The sequence below is a fragment of the Paenibacillus sp. SRL342 genome (genome assembly GCF_984798905.1).
In genome coordinates this window covers 5,737,975-5,753,610 of sequence record NZ_OZ481790.1, presented here as the reverse complement: position 1 = coordinate 5,753,610, position 15,636 = coordinate 5,737,975, and the positions used below count along the sequence as shown (strand labels likewise).

General features: G+C 50.6%; 14 protein-coding genes. All 14 read left to right on the top strand.

Translation table 11 applies throughout. The annotated features are described in order from the left end of the window. The first annotated feature begins 16 nt into the window (after positions 1–16). The 14 genes from AC4E8D_RS25390 to ssuE all read left to right on the top strand — a co-directional run bounded on the left by AC4E8D_RS25390 (position 17) and on the right by ssuE (position 15,609). Positions 17–316 carry a hypothetical protein gene (locus AC4E8D_RS25390; RefSeq protein ID WP_339305530.1) on the top strand — a complete coding sequence of 100 codons (300 nt, stop codon included), beginning with the start codon at positions 17–19 and terminating at the stop codon, positions 314–316. A 436-nt stretch (positions 317–752) separates the two neighbouring features. Then, positions 753–1,709: a glycosyltransferase family 2 protein gene (locus AC4E8D_RS25385; RefSeq protein ID WP_221820984.1), complete on the top strand. Its 957-nt coding sequence runs from the start codon at positions 753–755 to the stop codon at positions 1,707–1,709. A 41-nt stretch (positions 1,710–1,750) separates the two neighbouring features. Next, positions 1,751–2,863, top strand: a complete 1,113-nt coding sequence (locus tag AC4E8D_RS25380) for a glycosyltransferase family A protein (RefSeq protein WP_490205367.1) — start codon at positions 1,751–1,753, stop codon at positions 2,861–2,863. Then, positions 2,863–3,636, top strand: coding sequence for a glycosyltransferase family 2 protein (locus AC4E8D_RS25375; protein WP_449004096.1), 774 nt, complete (start codon positions 2,863–2,865; stop codon positions 3,634–3,636). The genes AC4E8D_RS25380 and AC4E8D_RS25375 overlap by 1 nt, the downstream gene beginning before the upstream one ends. After that, complete coding sequence (locus AC4E8D_RS25370) at positions 3,633–4,364, top strand: sugar phosphate nucleotidyltransferase (protein ID WP_036673416.1); 732 nt, start codon at positions 3,633–3,635, stop codon at positions 4,362–4,364. Before AC4E8D_RS25375 ends, AC4E8D_RS25370 begins: the two co-directional genes overlap by 4 nt. 707 nt (positions 4,365–5,071) lie before the next feature. Continuing rightward, complete coding sequence (locus AC4E8D_RS25365; RefSeq protein WP_313771447.1) at positions 5,072–5,911, top strand: GT-D fold domain-containing protein; 840 nt, start codon at positions 5,072–5,074, stop codon at positions 5,909–5,911. 66 nt (positions 5,912–5,977) lie between these two features. Next, entirely contained in the window at positions 5,978–7,705 is a 1,728-nt protein-coding gene (locus AC4E8D_RS25360) for a glycosyltransferase family 2 protein (protein WP_221820977.1), read from the top strand. A gap of 346 nt (positions 7,706–8,051) precedes the next feature. Continuing rightward, positions 8,052–9,005, top strand: coding sequence for an aminoglycoside phosphotransferase family protein (locus AC4E8D_RS25355; protein ID WP_221820975.1), 954 nt, complete (start codon positions 8,052–8,054; stop codon positions 9,003–9,005). A gap of 217 nt (positions 9,006–9,222) precedes the next feature. Further along, the gene (locus AC4E8D_RS25350) at positions 9,223–9,501 is read left to right on the top strand and encodes a glutaredoxin family protein (RefSeq protein WP_221820974.1); all 279 of its coding nucleotides are present in this window, start codon (positions 9,223–9,225) and stop codon (positions 9,499–9,501) included. A gap of 322 nt (positions 9,502–9,823) precedes the next feature. After that, complete coding sequence (locus AC4E8D_RS25345; protein WP_490205366.1) at positions 9,824–11,167, top strand: LLM class flavin-dependent oxidoreductase; 1,344 nt, start codon at positions 9,824–9,826, stop codon at positions 11,165–11,167. Between the two features lie 173 nt (positions 11,168–11,340). After that, positions 11,341–12,984 (top strand): ABC transporter substrate-binding protein, encoded by a 1,644-nt coding sequence (locus AC4E8D_RS25340; RefSeq protein WP_221820969.1) that lies wholly within the window; start codon positions 11,341–11,343, stop codon positions 12,982–12,984. 41 nt (positions 12,985–13,025) lie between these two features. After that, positions 13,026–13,958, top strand: coding sequence for an ABC transporter permease (locus AC4E8D_RS25335; protein ID WP_036605816.1), 933 nt, complete (start codon positions 13,026–13,028; stop codon positions 13,956–13,958). A gap of 61 nt (positions 13,959–14,019) precedes the next feature. Further along, positions 14,020–14,937: an ABC transporter permease gene (locus AC4E8D_RS25330; RefSeq protein WP_221820967.1), complete on the top strand. Its 918-nt coding sequence runs from the start codon at positions 14,020–14,022 to the stop codon at positions 14,935–14,937. 123 nt (positions 14,938–15,060) lie between these two features. After that, positions 15,061–15,609, top strand: a complete 549-nt coding sequence (ssuE, locus tag AC4E8D_RS25325) for an NADPH-dependent FMN reductase (RefSeq protein ID WP_221820966.1) — start codon at positions 15,061–15,063, stop codon at positions 15,607–15,609. Positions 15,610–15,636: the final 27 nt, after the last annotated feature.

Genomic DNA, 15,636 nt, shown 5'->3' with positions numbered 1-15,636 from the left:
TATACTTATTTTTTGGTTGGAAAATGTTCATGCCAGTCTCGGTTGGAATTCCGTCTGCAACTTGGGCAGCGCGGAGCGTGGGGCTAGACCTGAAGCGTGGAATGAGACAAGAAACGATTGGAACAAAATCGGCTTGGCCTTAGCTCGGGAAGTGTTAGGCACGACACCAAACAAAAAGGATAACCGTTTATTCAGTTCAACCCGAAGGTTTAATCGTCTATTGTGTTCCTCTTTCAGCAAAGCCGGGGGTTGTCCAATTGCGCAGGTAGAAGATACGTTCACGGAAAACTGGGGTGTTCAATCCGGGTTTGCGTAAATGACAAATGCAGTGTGTTCTGAACGGCATCACTCCTCTCAAGAGTAAAATGTATCTGCTTAACAGGTTCTGTGAATGAGGTCATCATCTAATCAACCTAAGGTCAATAAATTGATTTAAAAAATATAGGGGAACTTATGTTCACCATAAGGTTATTTTTGTAAATAAAACTGCTTGGAACGTATATTATCACAATGTAAAACTTTGGAAAAGATACAATTTTAGATTTTTGTTAAAATTGTGTCTGAAGTAGGGGAGAGGTAGCGTTTTCCACATATTTTGACGTATTTTGTCTAAAAGCAAGGCCTGTACCCTCGTGTTCACAGGGAGAACCTGCTTAGTGCAAGGACAAACGCCGTTTCCACTGCTCCACGAATACATAGAATAACGTGTACTCCCTTGGCATGCCGATGATCGAATGCGGGAGGTGAAACTGTTGCGTAAAACCCGTGCCACAGCACGTTATGCAAGTCGATCCAATGTGACACGAAGAAAAACAGTACTGAAGAAACGAAAATGGAAGTCTGGACACAAAAAGGGTACAAAGGCCTATACGTTCGTTATTCCATCCAAACAGCTGATGTCACAGGCTGAGGATGGAGTAGAGAATGGAGCGGAAAATGGCATGAGTGATGCTCCTTCACACAGGGATGTTTCTCGGCGACCGATGCTCTCGGTCATTATTCCTGCCATGAATGAGGAGAAAAGGATTGGTGCAGTTGTCCGTGAAGCGCGGCGGATATGCCGTGATGCTGAAGTGCTTGTCGTTGTGAATGGTTCAACAGACGGTACGGCTAACGCAGCCAAACGGGCTGGAGCACGAGTGCTCACGTATGCAGAAGCGCTGGGGCATGATGGAGGACGAAAAGTAGGCGCGGCAGCGGCCTATGGTCAGGTGTTGCTATTTACTGATGCAGATATCGCAATTCCCGCAGAGCACCTTGCGCCTTACGTGAAGGCTGTGCTGAAGGGAACGGATGTGGCGCTTAACGACTACCATGGGCCGGTCACTCATCATCCCGTTCATCCGGTAGTGGAGGCCAAACACATGTTGAACAGCATACTCGCAAGATCCGATCTCCGGGGGGCATCCATGACAGCTATTCCACATGCAATAAGCCGAAAAGGACTTGAGGTCATGGGCATATCCTCACTGGAAGTTCCGCCACTCGCACAAGCCAAGGCCGTGATCGGTGGTCTTCGGGTACGCGCTGTTCATCACGTACCTGTGGGTAGAATGAATGCAGTTCGAAACAAGAAGCGAAGCGGACCTGATCCGCTAAGTCAAGTGGTACTGAATGATCATATGGCAGCGATCAAGTGGATTACGGATACACTCGGTCCCCGCGGAGGTTATACCGATCTGAAACGTGTTCGCAACCTGGCGAGGTAAGCATGTCGCATCGGATGATGCAGCATGCTGGAGGTGAGGAAATGAAGGGACGTTCAGGGGTTGTCCGCCGCAGGCGGACAACAAATAGACAAACGACAGCAGAAAAAACAGTAATGAACAAGCGTCTTAGGAACAAGAAGCATGTAGATATTCAAAAAAAAAGAAGAAGCCGAGCAAAGTCGGGCCAAGTAGATCTGCACTTGATGTGGAAAGCGGGGCAAGTTGCAGGAAGCGAGGCAAAGGCGAACAACACAGTATCAGAAAAACACGCACGTCTCGAATGGAATGCACACGCGGCGAACGTTGCGGAGCTAAGCAATTTCGAGCTAGCTCTGAAGGCAGGTAAGGCATTTATGCAGGGTTATGCTCAGGCCTCGGGACATTCATTCCAGATCGTGCCGCTACCTCTTCGTCATTCGGCTGCTGCCATTGTCTGTGCCTGTAATGAAGAACACACACTGGGGCAGGTGTTATTGCAACTCAAGCGGTTGCCTCTGACGGATATTATTGTGGTACTGAATGGAACGACAGATGACAGTTTGAAGCAGGTACTAAGGCAGTCGGGACTTACAGTAATCTATGAACCTGATCGGGCAGGACATGATGTCGGCAGGGCACTTGGAGCCAAGATGACGGATGCGGAGACGGTACTTTTTGTGGATGGAGATATGGTCGTCTCGGCTGAACAGCTTGCACCCTTTCTGTTCGCAGTTGATCGGGGACAGGATGTGGCGTTGAATAATCTGACGTCTTTGCTTCCTGCGTTTGCAGGGCAGGATGAGGTAAGCCGGATCAAAGCATATCTGAACCGAACATTAGGCAGGGCAGATCTGGGTTCCAATTCCATGACAGCCGTGCCCCATGCATTGTCTCGTCGTATGATTCAGACCGTGAAACCAGCATCACTGGCCGTTCCACCTAAGGCACAAAGTCTAGCTATTCAGCATGGAATGAACGTCTCGGCACCAAGTCAGGTGGATGTTATTCGTTCCAATCGGTTGCGTCCTGGTAACACGGGAAGTGGGAATGACGTCGCCAAATTGATCATCGGAGATCATCTGGAGGCACTGGCTACATTGCTGGGTACAGGTTGGAATCCAGCCCAGGCACATACACTCTCCCGTGTAGAAGTGGCTTACAGGAGGAACGCCTAATGACACTGACGAGTATGATTATCCCAACGTACAATGGTCTGGATCTGATCAGACCCTGCATCAATGCCATACGTCAATACTCGGGTGATCCTGCGTCATATGAAATTATCGTGGTAGATAACGGTTCGACGGATGGAACGGCTGAATATTGTGCGCTGGAGCGAATTCGATTTGTAAGGTTCCCGGACAATCGGGGGTTTCCGGCAGCGTGTAATGCTGGACTTCGTGCAGCTTGCGGGGATGAGCTGTTGCTGTTGAACAATGATGTCACGGTCACGCCCCGTTGGCTGGAGAACCTGCGAACGGCGCTGTACAGTGACGCAAGTATTGGGATCACGGGTCCTGTTACGAATTATGCAAGCGGAATCCAGCAGATTGAACTGGCGTTTCGGGACATGGAACATTTTCAGGAGTTAGCCCATTCCAATAATGTTGCGGATTCTTCAAGGTGGAGGGAAGTACGCCGGATCGTTGGTCTGTGCATGCTGATGAAACGAGATGTCGTCGAATCGGTTGGACTGCTTGACGAGGCGTACTCCCCGGGACACTATGAGGATGACGATTATTGTTATAGAGCAAGATTGCAGGGATATCGCCTGCTGGTATGTGGAGATGTTCTCGTGCATCATCAGGGAAGTGCCAGCTTCCAGAAGACAGATCCGGTAGCGTGGAAACAGCTGCTTGAGCGTAATCGTTCGATTTTTATGAACAAATGGCATGTCGATCCGCTTGAATATATGGACATATCCGATGAAGGAGGGAACGTGGAATGAAAGGTGTAATTCTTGCCGGCGGAACAGGAACTAGACTGTATCCGCTGACCCGGCTCATTAACAAACATCTGCTTCCAGTCGGTAAACATCCGATGATTATGTATGGCATCGACAGGCTCCGCCAGGCAGGCATTGATGAACTATTGATTGTGATCAACAAACATTCCGCCGGGTTATATACAGAGTATCTTGGTGGCGGAGCAGATCATGGGGTGAAGTTGACTTATCGCATTCAGGAAAAGGCAGGCGGGATTGCGGAAGCGTTGGATCTGGCGACCACTTTTATCCTTCCTGGAGAAAAATTCGTTGTGCTTCTCGGTGATAATCTCTTCAGCGATGATCTGAAGCCTTATGTGGACCGTTACATGCAGCAACCTGCTGGTACAGCGCGAGTTCTGCTCAAAGAGGTGGATGATGCACGACGTTACGGGGTGCCTGTTTTTGATCCAAAGCATCCAGAGCGAATCTCGTACATCGAGGAGAAGCCAAGCCAGCCGAAAACCTCTTATTGTGTGACGGGCATATACATGTATGACGATCATGTATTTAACCTGATTCGCAACATTGCTCCGTCTGCGCGCGGAGAACTTGAAATTACGGATGTGAATAATCACTACGCGTCTGCTGGCGGATTGGAATACGACATTTTGCAGAAATACTGGAGTGATGCAGGTACATTTGATTCGCTCCAGGAAGCAGCTGTCCGCATGAAAGGACAATTGCCCTAAAATATATGCGACTGATGCTGCCGCTGTGCGGTGCCCCATGGGAGCAGAACACTCTGCGCCGGAGCTGGAAGGATGCTCCGGCGCTTTGCGCAGCGACAATCCTCGTGCATGCCAAAGGAGGGAATGGCGTGAGAGTAGTGACACGCACCGGGGCCGCTAGGGCCTCCGTGTCGGGTAAGCCCCGGGGCATCCACCCGGCCGTATTTATGGGCAGTGGCACTCCGGCAGCAGCAGGTACAGGGTCTGCTGGAGTCAGAGGTGTGAAGTCAGGGAAACGTAGTACCCCGACCAAAGCGGGTACATCTGCCGGCGCAGCGCATAAGGCTGCTGCAAGGAAAGCGAGCAGCACAGGCAGTGTTGTTGGCAGAGCAGGCAAAGCTGGCTCTGCGAGTGCGAGCAAAGCGGCAAGAGCCAGCCGCACCGGCAAAGGCAAAGCCGGCCTGCGCCAGGCCACTGCTTGGCGCAGGTCTGCACCCGCGCGGGGCCGGCGTGCCGCTGCCCGCGCCAAGCAGCGCACGGCGATGCGCCGTGCGCCCATGCCAGCACCGCAAGCCAGCACGCCACCGGCGATGCCTGCCAGCGGTGCTGGCCCCGCCCCGCGCCAGGCGACACACCCGAAGGGTGTCGCCCCCGCGGGGCGGGGAGGCGCTGCCGGCGCGAAGGCGGGCAGCGCGAAGGGCTTGCCGCCTCCGCCTGCGGAGCACGCAGTGCAGGCGGAGGCCGTGCCCGGCGGCTACGCCGAGGGCTACCGCGACGGCGTATTCGCCGGCGGGGAGGCGCTGGTGGCGCAGCACATCCCGCCGGATCACATTCTGCCTGCCGTGGCGGCGGCAGATCTGATCGCGGCGGGATTCCGCCAATACGCGCCCAGCCTGGCCCGGCTGTCCAGCCCTCATGAGATGGCTGGACACATCACGGCGGCGCTGGATGCGCAGCGCCCCTTGTCTGTCGTTCGCCTCGGAGATGGCGAACTGCTCACGCTGGCAGCCGATACGGTGCTGCCAGGCCAGGAAGTGCAGGAGCTGGCACCGTTTCTGCCCTATGCAGGGGTGCCATGCTCAACCCCCGACATCCGCGCGATGCTTGCGGAAGCCATACAGGCCGCCGACTGGGTTGGCGTGCCGATCTCGCGGGCGCCGACCTTCCAGGGGCTGTTATTCCCGGTATTACGCCACTTCGGGATCGACTGGTCCCGGCTGAAATTGACCAGTTCCACGATCAATTACAGTCTGCATCAGTCCGGCCTGGTGTTGCCCCTGCTGCAAGGACGGCGGGTTCTGCTCATAGGCAGCCAGGCACCAGAGCTTGCGGCACTGCTGCATAGCCGAGGGATTCATGTCACAGGCATCATTGGTTCTGTGGCAGGAGTTATGGATATTCCGAGGGTGATGCAGCAAACCGCAGAACATGCTTTTGATATCGCTTTGGTGGCGGCGGGAATTCCGGCGGTCATTCTGTGTTGGCGAATTGCAGGTGAACTCGGCAAGGTCGCTCTGGATTTTGGACATTTGGCTGACAAACTGGTAACAGGAGAGCTTCAACTCTAGTGGACCGTCCGGAGGCTGGTCATGTGCGTGTTAGCCTCACGGACAAGTGGAAATGGAGGGAGCAACATGAGCACACCCGATCAACAGCGCGGGGAAGGACGTCATGGTCGTTACAACAAGGTTAATGCTCGAAACGTCGTCTGTCGAAAGGGTCATAGTCATCTGAACATCATTCCAAATATCAGCACTCACAGTGACAAGAGCCGCAGTGAAAACAACCGGAATGGCAGCATAAGCAGCGAAAAAAAAGCAAACCGATGTACCACACAGCACGATGTCTCGCGACCTGACATGGCAGTCCTGCATGCAGCAGGTCGTCGCTCAATACGGAAATCCAGACGTAAAGGCAAAGGCAGGCGCACAGCCAAAGGCGCCAGACTCTACAAACAGGGGTATACCAGAGGATACAACGAAGGTGTTCGCCAGGGACAGAGCTCGTTTGGGCTTGTTTTTGAAGGAGTTAGCATCATTATCCCCACGTACAATCAGCGAGACTATGTGCTGAAATGTGTGTCCAGTATCGAAAAGCATACCCCTGCCCCCTTCGAGATCATTGTTGTGGATAATGCCTCCAAGGATGGAACTGCCGAGGCCATGCTCCGCAAAGGCGGCATGGTGAGGGTGGCTGCCCTGGATCAGAACCGGGGGTTTGCCGGAGGTGTCAATCATGGGCTGATGATGGCGAGAGGACGACATATCATCGTGCTGAACAACGATACGCTCGTTACTCCAGGCTGGCTGGATAACATGATGACTTGTCTTGCCAGTGATCCGAAGATTGGTGTGGTGGGTCCGGTGACCAACTATATTGGCGGGGATCAGCAGATTGAGGTTCCGTACCGTGAGGTAGAAGAGATGTGGTCTTTTGCCACCACACATAATCGTCCGGATGCAGACAAACATCGAATAACCGATCGCCTGGTCGGATTCTGCTGGCTGTTCTCACGGGAGCTGCTGGAACGGGTAGGTTATCTGGACGAAGGGTACGCGGTGGGCAATTTCGAAGATGATGACTGGATCATCCGGGTGAAGCTGGCAGGATACCAGCTTGCGGTAGCCGGGGATGCTTTTATCCACCACTTCGGAAGTGTCAGTATGAAAGCCTTGGGTGAGCAGGACTTTGCTGTAGTGAATAAGGATAACGAGCAGTTTTATAGCCAAAAGTGGGGAGATCCTCATGCGCTGGTTGCCGAAACCTCTCGCTTGGCTAGACAACTAACCTCTGGTACCCCATCCGGTCAACAAGAGGATGGTGACACAACCCCAATGGATCCGCGTCAGCGAATCTCAACGCAGGGCAGCCAAGATCCAGCATTACAGTTCAGACACAGTTATGTCTTCTACCCGGAAGGTTCGTTTCTGTCCGATGCCAAAGGAGATGTCTATACTCTAACTGGCGGTCGGCGGCGTAAGCTGAACATCCCTGTACCTCGTGGAATATCTCCTGTTCAGGTTGTCAAACCGGATCTGCTCGCCATTCCTGCCGGAGAAGCACTGATATCAGCGGGGGACGTGCAAGGATGGCCGAGGGAATCACAACAGGTGCATACGACAGCGGTTCATGGTTCTCACAATGGATGGGCAGAAGGAAGTATTGTTGCCGCAGTGGATGCACCCGAGATTCGATATCAGATCAGCGGAGACAAGCGGAGACGATTTGTATCGGTCTATGCCGCAGAACGCTGGGGTGTACGTTCCGGGCATATTGTCAGCGTGTCTGCGGACCAACTGAATGCGATGGAAGAAGGCTGGCCCATTATCGCCCCACCTCAGCTCTTGAACCCAGATCTGTAATGTCAGGCAATCTAGTTATGCGAATCAGCAGCATGATGCGGAATGGAAAATGTAGCGGTGTCCTGTGTAATCGCTCTGATTCATTCCGCATCCGAATATTACATATGAGATGGTAACTATATAATTTGAACTAAAGATTATTTATACTGACACTACGATGACAGAATAACCTTCCAATCGCTGTTATCCCCAGATTTTTTCGATTCCCCTTTCTCAAGGGAAAATCCGGGGATAAAGGCGAACGCTTCGCTTTTTCAGGTTTTTTCTGTCCTCTCCGTTATCGTATAAATGATTAGTTCAACTTATATAGACCACTTAAAGTAAAGCGATTGAGGGAGGAAGCGGGATGAAGAATTCTGTAGTCAGACAAGCCGAACAGATTGCCAGTGATTTTTTGCTGGAAAAAGTAACATGCTCACATCATATCATCGGTAAAGGTTTTGTTAATCAGGTCTGCCTAGTGGAGACGGCAAGTCATAAAGTGGTTGTACGCATGAACGATCCAGATACATATTCTACCTTTGTGAAAGAAAAATGGTGCATCGAACAAGCGGCGAGTGCCAGTATTCCTGGGCCAGAGACATTGTCCGTTGGGGTCAACGCTGAACATGCCTATATGATTCAAACGGTTGTGGAAGGGGATAACGGGTTGGACACGACAGTGCCCACGTCTGTGATTTGGAGGAAACTCGGTGAGTACACACAACGTATGCAATCCATCCCGGTGGCAGGTTTCGGAAGGGAAATGCATGATCCCGTACAAAACCAATTTTACTCTCCTCCTCATGCAGGATCAGATGGCAGTTGGCAAGGATATGTGCAATACAATATCAATAGTCTCACGGAGCAAGATTCATTGATTGAGCTTGGTGTCATTACGATGAAGGAATCACAGCTCGTAAGGCAATGGTTCGAACAATTGAAATTGCAAAAGTTCCGCTTTGGTTTATGCCATGGCGATCTCTCCTTGAAGAATACAATCGTAAGTTCAACGGGTGAGATTACCCTTCTGGACTGGGGGAATGCGGAGGTCACCGTCGTGCCGTATGGCGATATCATTCAACTCATGCAATGCCAGCTACGGGGTGAAGGTCCTGACAAGGAAGAATTGAAAGCGTTTTTAGAAGGATATGGGACAGGCACACAAGAGCAAGAGCGCGAACTGAATCAAGCGAGCCGTGTGTTGTTATTGAAAGCTTTTGATACCCTGAGGTGGGCTATAGATCGAAGTCCGGATCAGATCGAGTTCTACACTGATTTAGCAAAACAAGCTTTTAACCAGGTTAGGAGGGGCCAATAGCGATTCAATCCTGTAAAATAAGCCATCTTTCAAATTTATAATTTAATCTTTCTATTTGGTTATAGGTTTATTCTATTAGCAGATCCATTGACGCAGGTAGGGCACAGGAGTACATTTAGAGCCATAATTCTTATTTAACAGATGGGAATTGAAGGTCTAGGGCGTTCATATTCAATCGCCCAGATCTTGATCTTAAAACTAATCAGGAGGTATGTCGATGTCATCATCAACCAAAAAAGTCGTGCTGTGGAGCAAAACAGGCTGTCATTTCTGCGGGGAAGTGAAAGCATTTCTGAAAGAGCGAAACCAGCCTTTTGAGAACATTGAAGTGCAGGGCAATGACGTGCTGCGTGATGTGCTTGAAGCAAAATATGGTATTCGGCATGTACCCGTCATTGAAGTGGGAGGGGACGGCAAGTTTGAAGCCTTGCTGGAACCTGATCTGGAGAAGCTGGCTGAACTTCTGGCACGAGCGGACGAAGCGGCAGCAGTCTAACGGGAGTTGATATATACCTTTGGAGCAAGCCGTTCCGGCTGCTGCATGATGCAAGATCGCATTTGTACAGCAGCTGGAACGTTCAAAAGCTATGGCTCACTTGGGATGTAAATGGTCATATTTACATCTTCAATGTTCATATAGAAAAAATCTATTAGTCGCGCTGTTGACCCTTTTACGGGGCAGTGATAAGATTTGTGAAATTAAAACAAACCAAACTCATAGGAATAGTTAACTTTTAAGTTATTTTGCATACGTAATCAGTTCAGTTGGCCCTTGATCATTCTTTTGAAGATTCTAATCCAAGGAAGGCGGAGTGCATATGACAGCGAAACGCAGTTTGAAATTTGGAGCCATTATTCATGGGGTTGGAGGAAGCAACACCACATGGAGACACCCGGAGGTTCTGTCGGATGCCAGCGTTAACTTTGGATTCTACAAACGTCAGGCACTGAAAGCGGAGGAAGGCAAGTTTGATCTGGTCTTTATCGCAGACGGTCTGTATATTACCGAGAAATCCATTCCGCATTTCCTGAATCGCTTCGAGCCAATCAGTATCCTCTCCGCTTTGGCTGCCGTTACTTCACGTATTGGACTGGTGGGTACCCTCTCGACATCCTATAGTGATCCGTTCACCGTAGCCAGACAGTTCGGTTCCCTCGATCAGATCAGTGATGGCCGTGCAGGCTGGAACGTCGTGACTTCTCCGCTGGAAGGTACAGCGAAGAACTATAGCAAGAGCAGTCACCCTTCACATCCGGAACGTTATCGCATTGCCGCGGAATATTTACAGGTAACCAAAGGGTTGTGGGACTCTTGGGAAGATGATGCCTTTGTAAGAGACAAAGAGAGCGGTGTATTCTTCGACCAATCCAAACTGCACACGCTTAATCATGAAGGAGAATTCTTCTCCGTACAGGGGCCGCTCAACATTGCCCGTTCACGGCAAGGACAGCCGGTGATTTTCCAGGCAGGTTCATCGGAAGATGGCAAAACGCTGGCGGCGCAAGAAGCGGATGCTGTCTTTACCGGACACGATACGATTGAAGATGCACAGGCATTCTATAAGGATGTCAAAACACGTGCGGCTTCCTATGGACGTTCTGCACAGGATATTGTTATTCTGCCAGGCATCAATCCTATTGTTGGACGGACGGAAGAGGAAGCTGAACAGAAATATCAGGAGATCGCGAGCCTGGTTACCATTGATAAAGCGCTGGATTATCTGGGACGTTTCTTCGAACACCATCATTTCTCCCAATATCCGCTGGATGAACCGTTCCCGGAGCTGAATGGCATTGGAAGCAACAGTTTCCGCAGTGGAACCGACAAGATCAAGAAGGATGCCAAAGAGCAGGGATTGACCTTGCGTGAAGTGGCTCTGCGGGCAGCAACACCGCGCAGCAAATTCCTGGGAACACCGGAGCAGGTCGCTGACAAGATTCAGAAATGGTTTGAGACGGAAGCAGCGGATGGTTTCATTATTGCTTCGGAACTGCCGAGTGGATTGTCTGATTTTGTGGAACTCGTTGTGCCGATTCTGCAAGAACGCGGCCTGTATCGTACGGACTATGAACACGATACATTGCGAGGTAACCTTGGGGTACAGATTCCGGTTAACCGTTATACGGCTGCGAAGAAGCAAGTTGTATCTGATTTGGCATAACTGATAGGGAGCGAACGAGCATCTGATGTTGTCTGGCTGTTTTCTCCAACCGGTAATGAAATCAATTACTACGTTTTGTACTACTTTAAAACCGACTTAACTCATAGGATATATAGAGTATTGGGTATAAACATCAATTAAATGACACCTGTATACACAGAGGGGGAAGCGATATGAACAGGTCTATCTCATGGATGAAATATATGGCATTGGCAGCAGTATTGGTGATGGTATTATCCGGTTGCGGATCGGCGGGAGGCAGCACGAACAGTACGGCACAGGCATCAGGCGGGGGGCAGGCCGGGCAAGCCGAAGGAGGTAACCTGACTTTTGCACTTGCAACTTCACCGGATACACTGGACCCTCATCGCAGTGGGCTTGCTGTAACTGTACGCGCCATCCGAACGATCTACGACAATCTGGTCGTGCAGCTGCCGGATGGTTCCATCAAACCGTGGCTTGCCACGGAATGGAGCGTATCCGAGGACGGCAAGAGTTATACATTCAAGCTGCGTGAAGGCGTGAAGTTCCATGATGGTACACCGTTTAATGCGGAAGCCGTGAAATACAATCTGGACCGGGTGATTGATCCGGCCACCAAAGCTGCCAATTCCCTTGCCCTGATTAGACCGTATAGCTCCTCCGAAGTTATTGATGAATATACCATCAAGGTAAATCTGGAATCACCATCGCAAGCCTTTCTTGGCAACTTGAGCCAGGCACTGCTGGGGATCGTATCCCCTACAGCTGCCCAAAAATATGGCGACCAGCTGGGTAAAAATCCGGTGGGCACAGGTCCGTATACCTTTGTGAAATGGGATGAAAATGCGGATATCGTCGTTGCCAAAAACAAGGATTACAACTGGGGGCCTGAGACGGTTGAAAATAAAGCTGCACCACATGTGGATACGATCACATTCAAAATTGTACCGGAAGAAGCAACGCGGATCGGAAGTGTACAGAGTAGTCAGGTACTCGCTGCCGAGACGGTTCCACCGCAAAATGTTGCTGCATTGAAAAACGATCCGAACCAGCAACTGTTGCAGGCCAACACAGTTGGGTTACCATACACACTCTTTTTCAATCTGCGCAAAGCGCCTTGGGATGATGTGAAAGTAAGGCAGGCGGTACAATCCGCCGTAGATGTGGAATCGATTGTCAAAACATTGTATCTGGGCAACTACGAACGTGCGTGGTCCGCACTGTCTCCTGGAATCCTGGGTTATAATGCATCGCTGGAAGGAAGCATCAACCCGGACATTAACAAAGCCAATCAGCTGCTGGACGAACAAGGCTGGGTGAAAGGCGCTGATGGTATTCGTGCCAAAGACGGGCAGAAGCTGACCCTGCGGTATGTTGATGGTTCGCCCAATCGGGAGAAACGCAATGACATTGCCGCCATTATCCAACAACAGTTGAAACAGATTGGCATTGCCGTTGAAGTCGAGATTACAAAAGATATCGCAACAGTCATTTATCAGAACTGGGATTATGATCTCTATGGCAACAGTCAGGTCAATTCTGATCCTAATGCCTTGTACGCTTTCTATCATACGAGTGCAGAGGGCGAGCGTCCGACATTGTCCGGTTTGTCTGATCCAAAGATCGATGAACTGTTAGAGCAGGGAGCGGTCGAGACAGATCCCGATAAACGTGTCGAGATCTACAATCAGATCCAGCAATACCTGATTGAGCAAGCGGTAATTTTGCCGATCTATGTATTCCCGTATACCGTCGCAGCATCGAAAAAGGTCGAAGGCATCAAGTTTGATTCATTGGGGTATCCACTCTTTAACGACGTCCGCATTCAGCCCTAACATGAACGGCCAATCCAGATTGAGGAAGGAGATATCCCGGTATGGTTCAAACGATACTGTCACGACTCGCAACATCGCTTCTGGTTATTTTCGGAGCTTCGGTGCTGGTGTACTGCATCATGTATCTTCTGCCGGGTGATCCGGTTCTGCTCATGCTGGACCCGTCCTCGGCTACCCCGGAGATGATCGAGAATCTGCGGGTCCAGCTAGGACTGGATCAACCGTTTTACATCCAGTTTGCGAACTATTTCGGTGATATGCTGCGTGGGGATTTCGGTAAATCAATGATCAATTCGGATCCGGTTCTGCCGAAAATACTGGAACATTTCCCAGCGACACTGGCTTTGACCGCACTCAGCTCAATCATTGCCATCACGATTGGAATTACACTTGGTGTATTGTCTGCGATTCATCGCAATGGCGTGATTGATTTTGTCGCTCGGCTAGTTGGACTTTTTGGCATCTCCATGCCAACCTTCTGGACGGGGATACTGCTCATCCTGTTATTTTCAGTACAGCTTGGCTGGTTCCCGGCGATGGGTTCCGATGGATTCAGTTCACTGGTTCTTCCGGCAGCTACGCTGGGTCTTGTGGGTGCAGGATTTATTGTACGGATGGTACGGAACAGCATGCTGGAAGTGATCAATGAACCGTTTATCGTGGCATTACGGGCCAAAGGACTTTCGGAACGTGCCATCATGTATGGTCATGCACTACGTAATGCGCTTATTCCTGCAGTAACGGTAATCGGCATGCTGATCGGTGATCTGCTTGCGGGCACCGTTGTGGTGGAAACTGTCTTCTCCAGACAAGGAATCGGCCGAATTATTGCGGATGCGCTAATGGCCAAGGATCTGCCAGTGGTGCAAGGGGTTGTCTTCTTTACATCCATTATCTATGTGGTCTTGAACCTGCTGGTGGATATCTCGTATTCGTACATTGATCCCCGGGTTCGGCGTGCAGTCCGCACATGATCATGGATAGAACAGTCAGATGTGTCCTGACGCGGAGTTATGAAAGGAGGAGTTGTTGCTCATGAGCATGAAACCTTTGGCTGGTGACAAAAAAGCATGGGCGGGCAGTGTAGGACGTATCCGTCTGTGGAATCGCCGCCCTTGGCGTTATCGCGTCTCATTCGCGGTATCCCGATTATTCTTTTATGCAGCATTGCTGGTGGTGGTATTTACCGTGGCATGTGCGATTGTACCGGGCTGGATTGCGCCCTATGATCCAACTCAGATGATGACTGATGTTATCCTGCAGGCTCCTTCTGCTGCACATCTGTTCGGGACGGACTATTTTGGCAGGGATATCTTCAGTGTGGTTGTGCATGGAAGCAGGGATTCGCTGCTCATTGGATTTGCTTCCGTTCTTGTGGGCGGTATTGTCGGTAGTGCTCTGGGTATTATCTCCGGATATGCCGGAGGATTTGTTGATACCATCACGATGCGGGCTGTCGATATTCTGATGGCTGTACCTGGTGTGCTCCTGGCATTGTCTGTTGCAGCTGCTCTCGGGCCAGGACTGATGAATATTGCACTGGCTGTTGCGGTTTCCTCCATTCCGGGGTACGCACGGGTGATGCGTGGGCAGGTCATATCAGTTAAAGGTCTTCCTTTCATTACAGCGACACGTTCACTGGGCGGTTCCAATACGCGTATTTTCTGGAAACATGTACTGCCACATTCGTTGTCACCACTGCTGGTCATGGCTACGCTTGGCGTAGGGACATCAATTCTTACGGGTTCCGGACTCAGTTTTCTGGGACTTGGGGTGTTGAAGGAAATCCCGGATTGGGGCGCATTGCTCTCGCAAGGTAGAGGGTATCTGACGGTTGCCTGGTGGATCTGTACGTTCCCGGGGCTGGCGATCACGTTGTTTGTACTGGCGGTTAATCTGATTGGAGACGACATTCGCGATCGGCTGGACCCCAAAGTAAAAGGAGCGGCTTGACCGCTATTCCAAAATATAAGAATTTATAAGTTTCACCCTATCCATTTTTATATTTCACTGCGAAACGGTAGCTGTGCCACCAGAGGACAGCGACAGCCGTTTACGCTTGAGGAGGAGAAATTCATGTCACATGTTGTCATTATTGCCGGATCACCTTCCAAGCGTTCGCGTTTGACAGGTCTGACGGATTACAGCAGCCAAAAATTAACGGAGGCAGGCATTACCGTTGAAGTCATTCATGTTGTGGATCTACCCGCTGAGGATCTGGTGCAAGCCCGGTTTGACAGCTCATTCATTCGTGATGCACTTGCTGTCGTGGAAGCCGCGGATGCAGTTATTGTGGCTACGCCGGTATATAAGGCATCGTACTCGGGAGTGCTCAAGCTGTTCCTGGATCTGATTCCGCAAGAAGGGTTACGGGGTAAGTTGATACTCCCACTTGTCATCGGTGGCTCCATTGCTCATCTGCTCGCCATTGATTATGCATTGAAGCCTGTACTGGCAGCCCTTGGTGGAAGACATATTCTGGGTGGCGTGTATGCTGTGGATCAGGGAATCGAACGACTGGATGATGAGAAATTTGTGCTCTCTGCGGATATTACTACACGTCTGGATCGGTCGCTGGATGAATTGATATTGACACTGGAAAAGGATGGGATTACGATATCGTAAAACCAAGTAAATATATTGGATAAATCA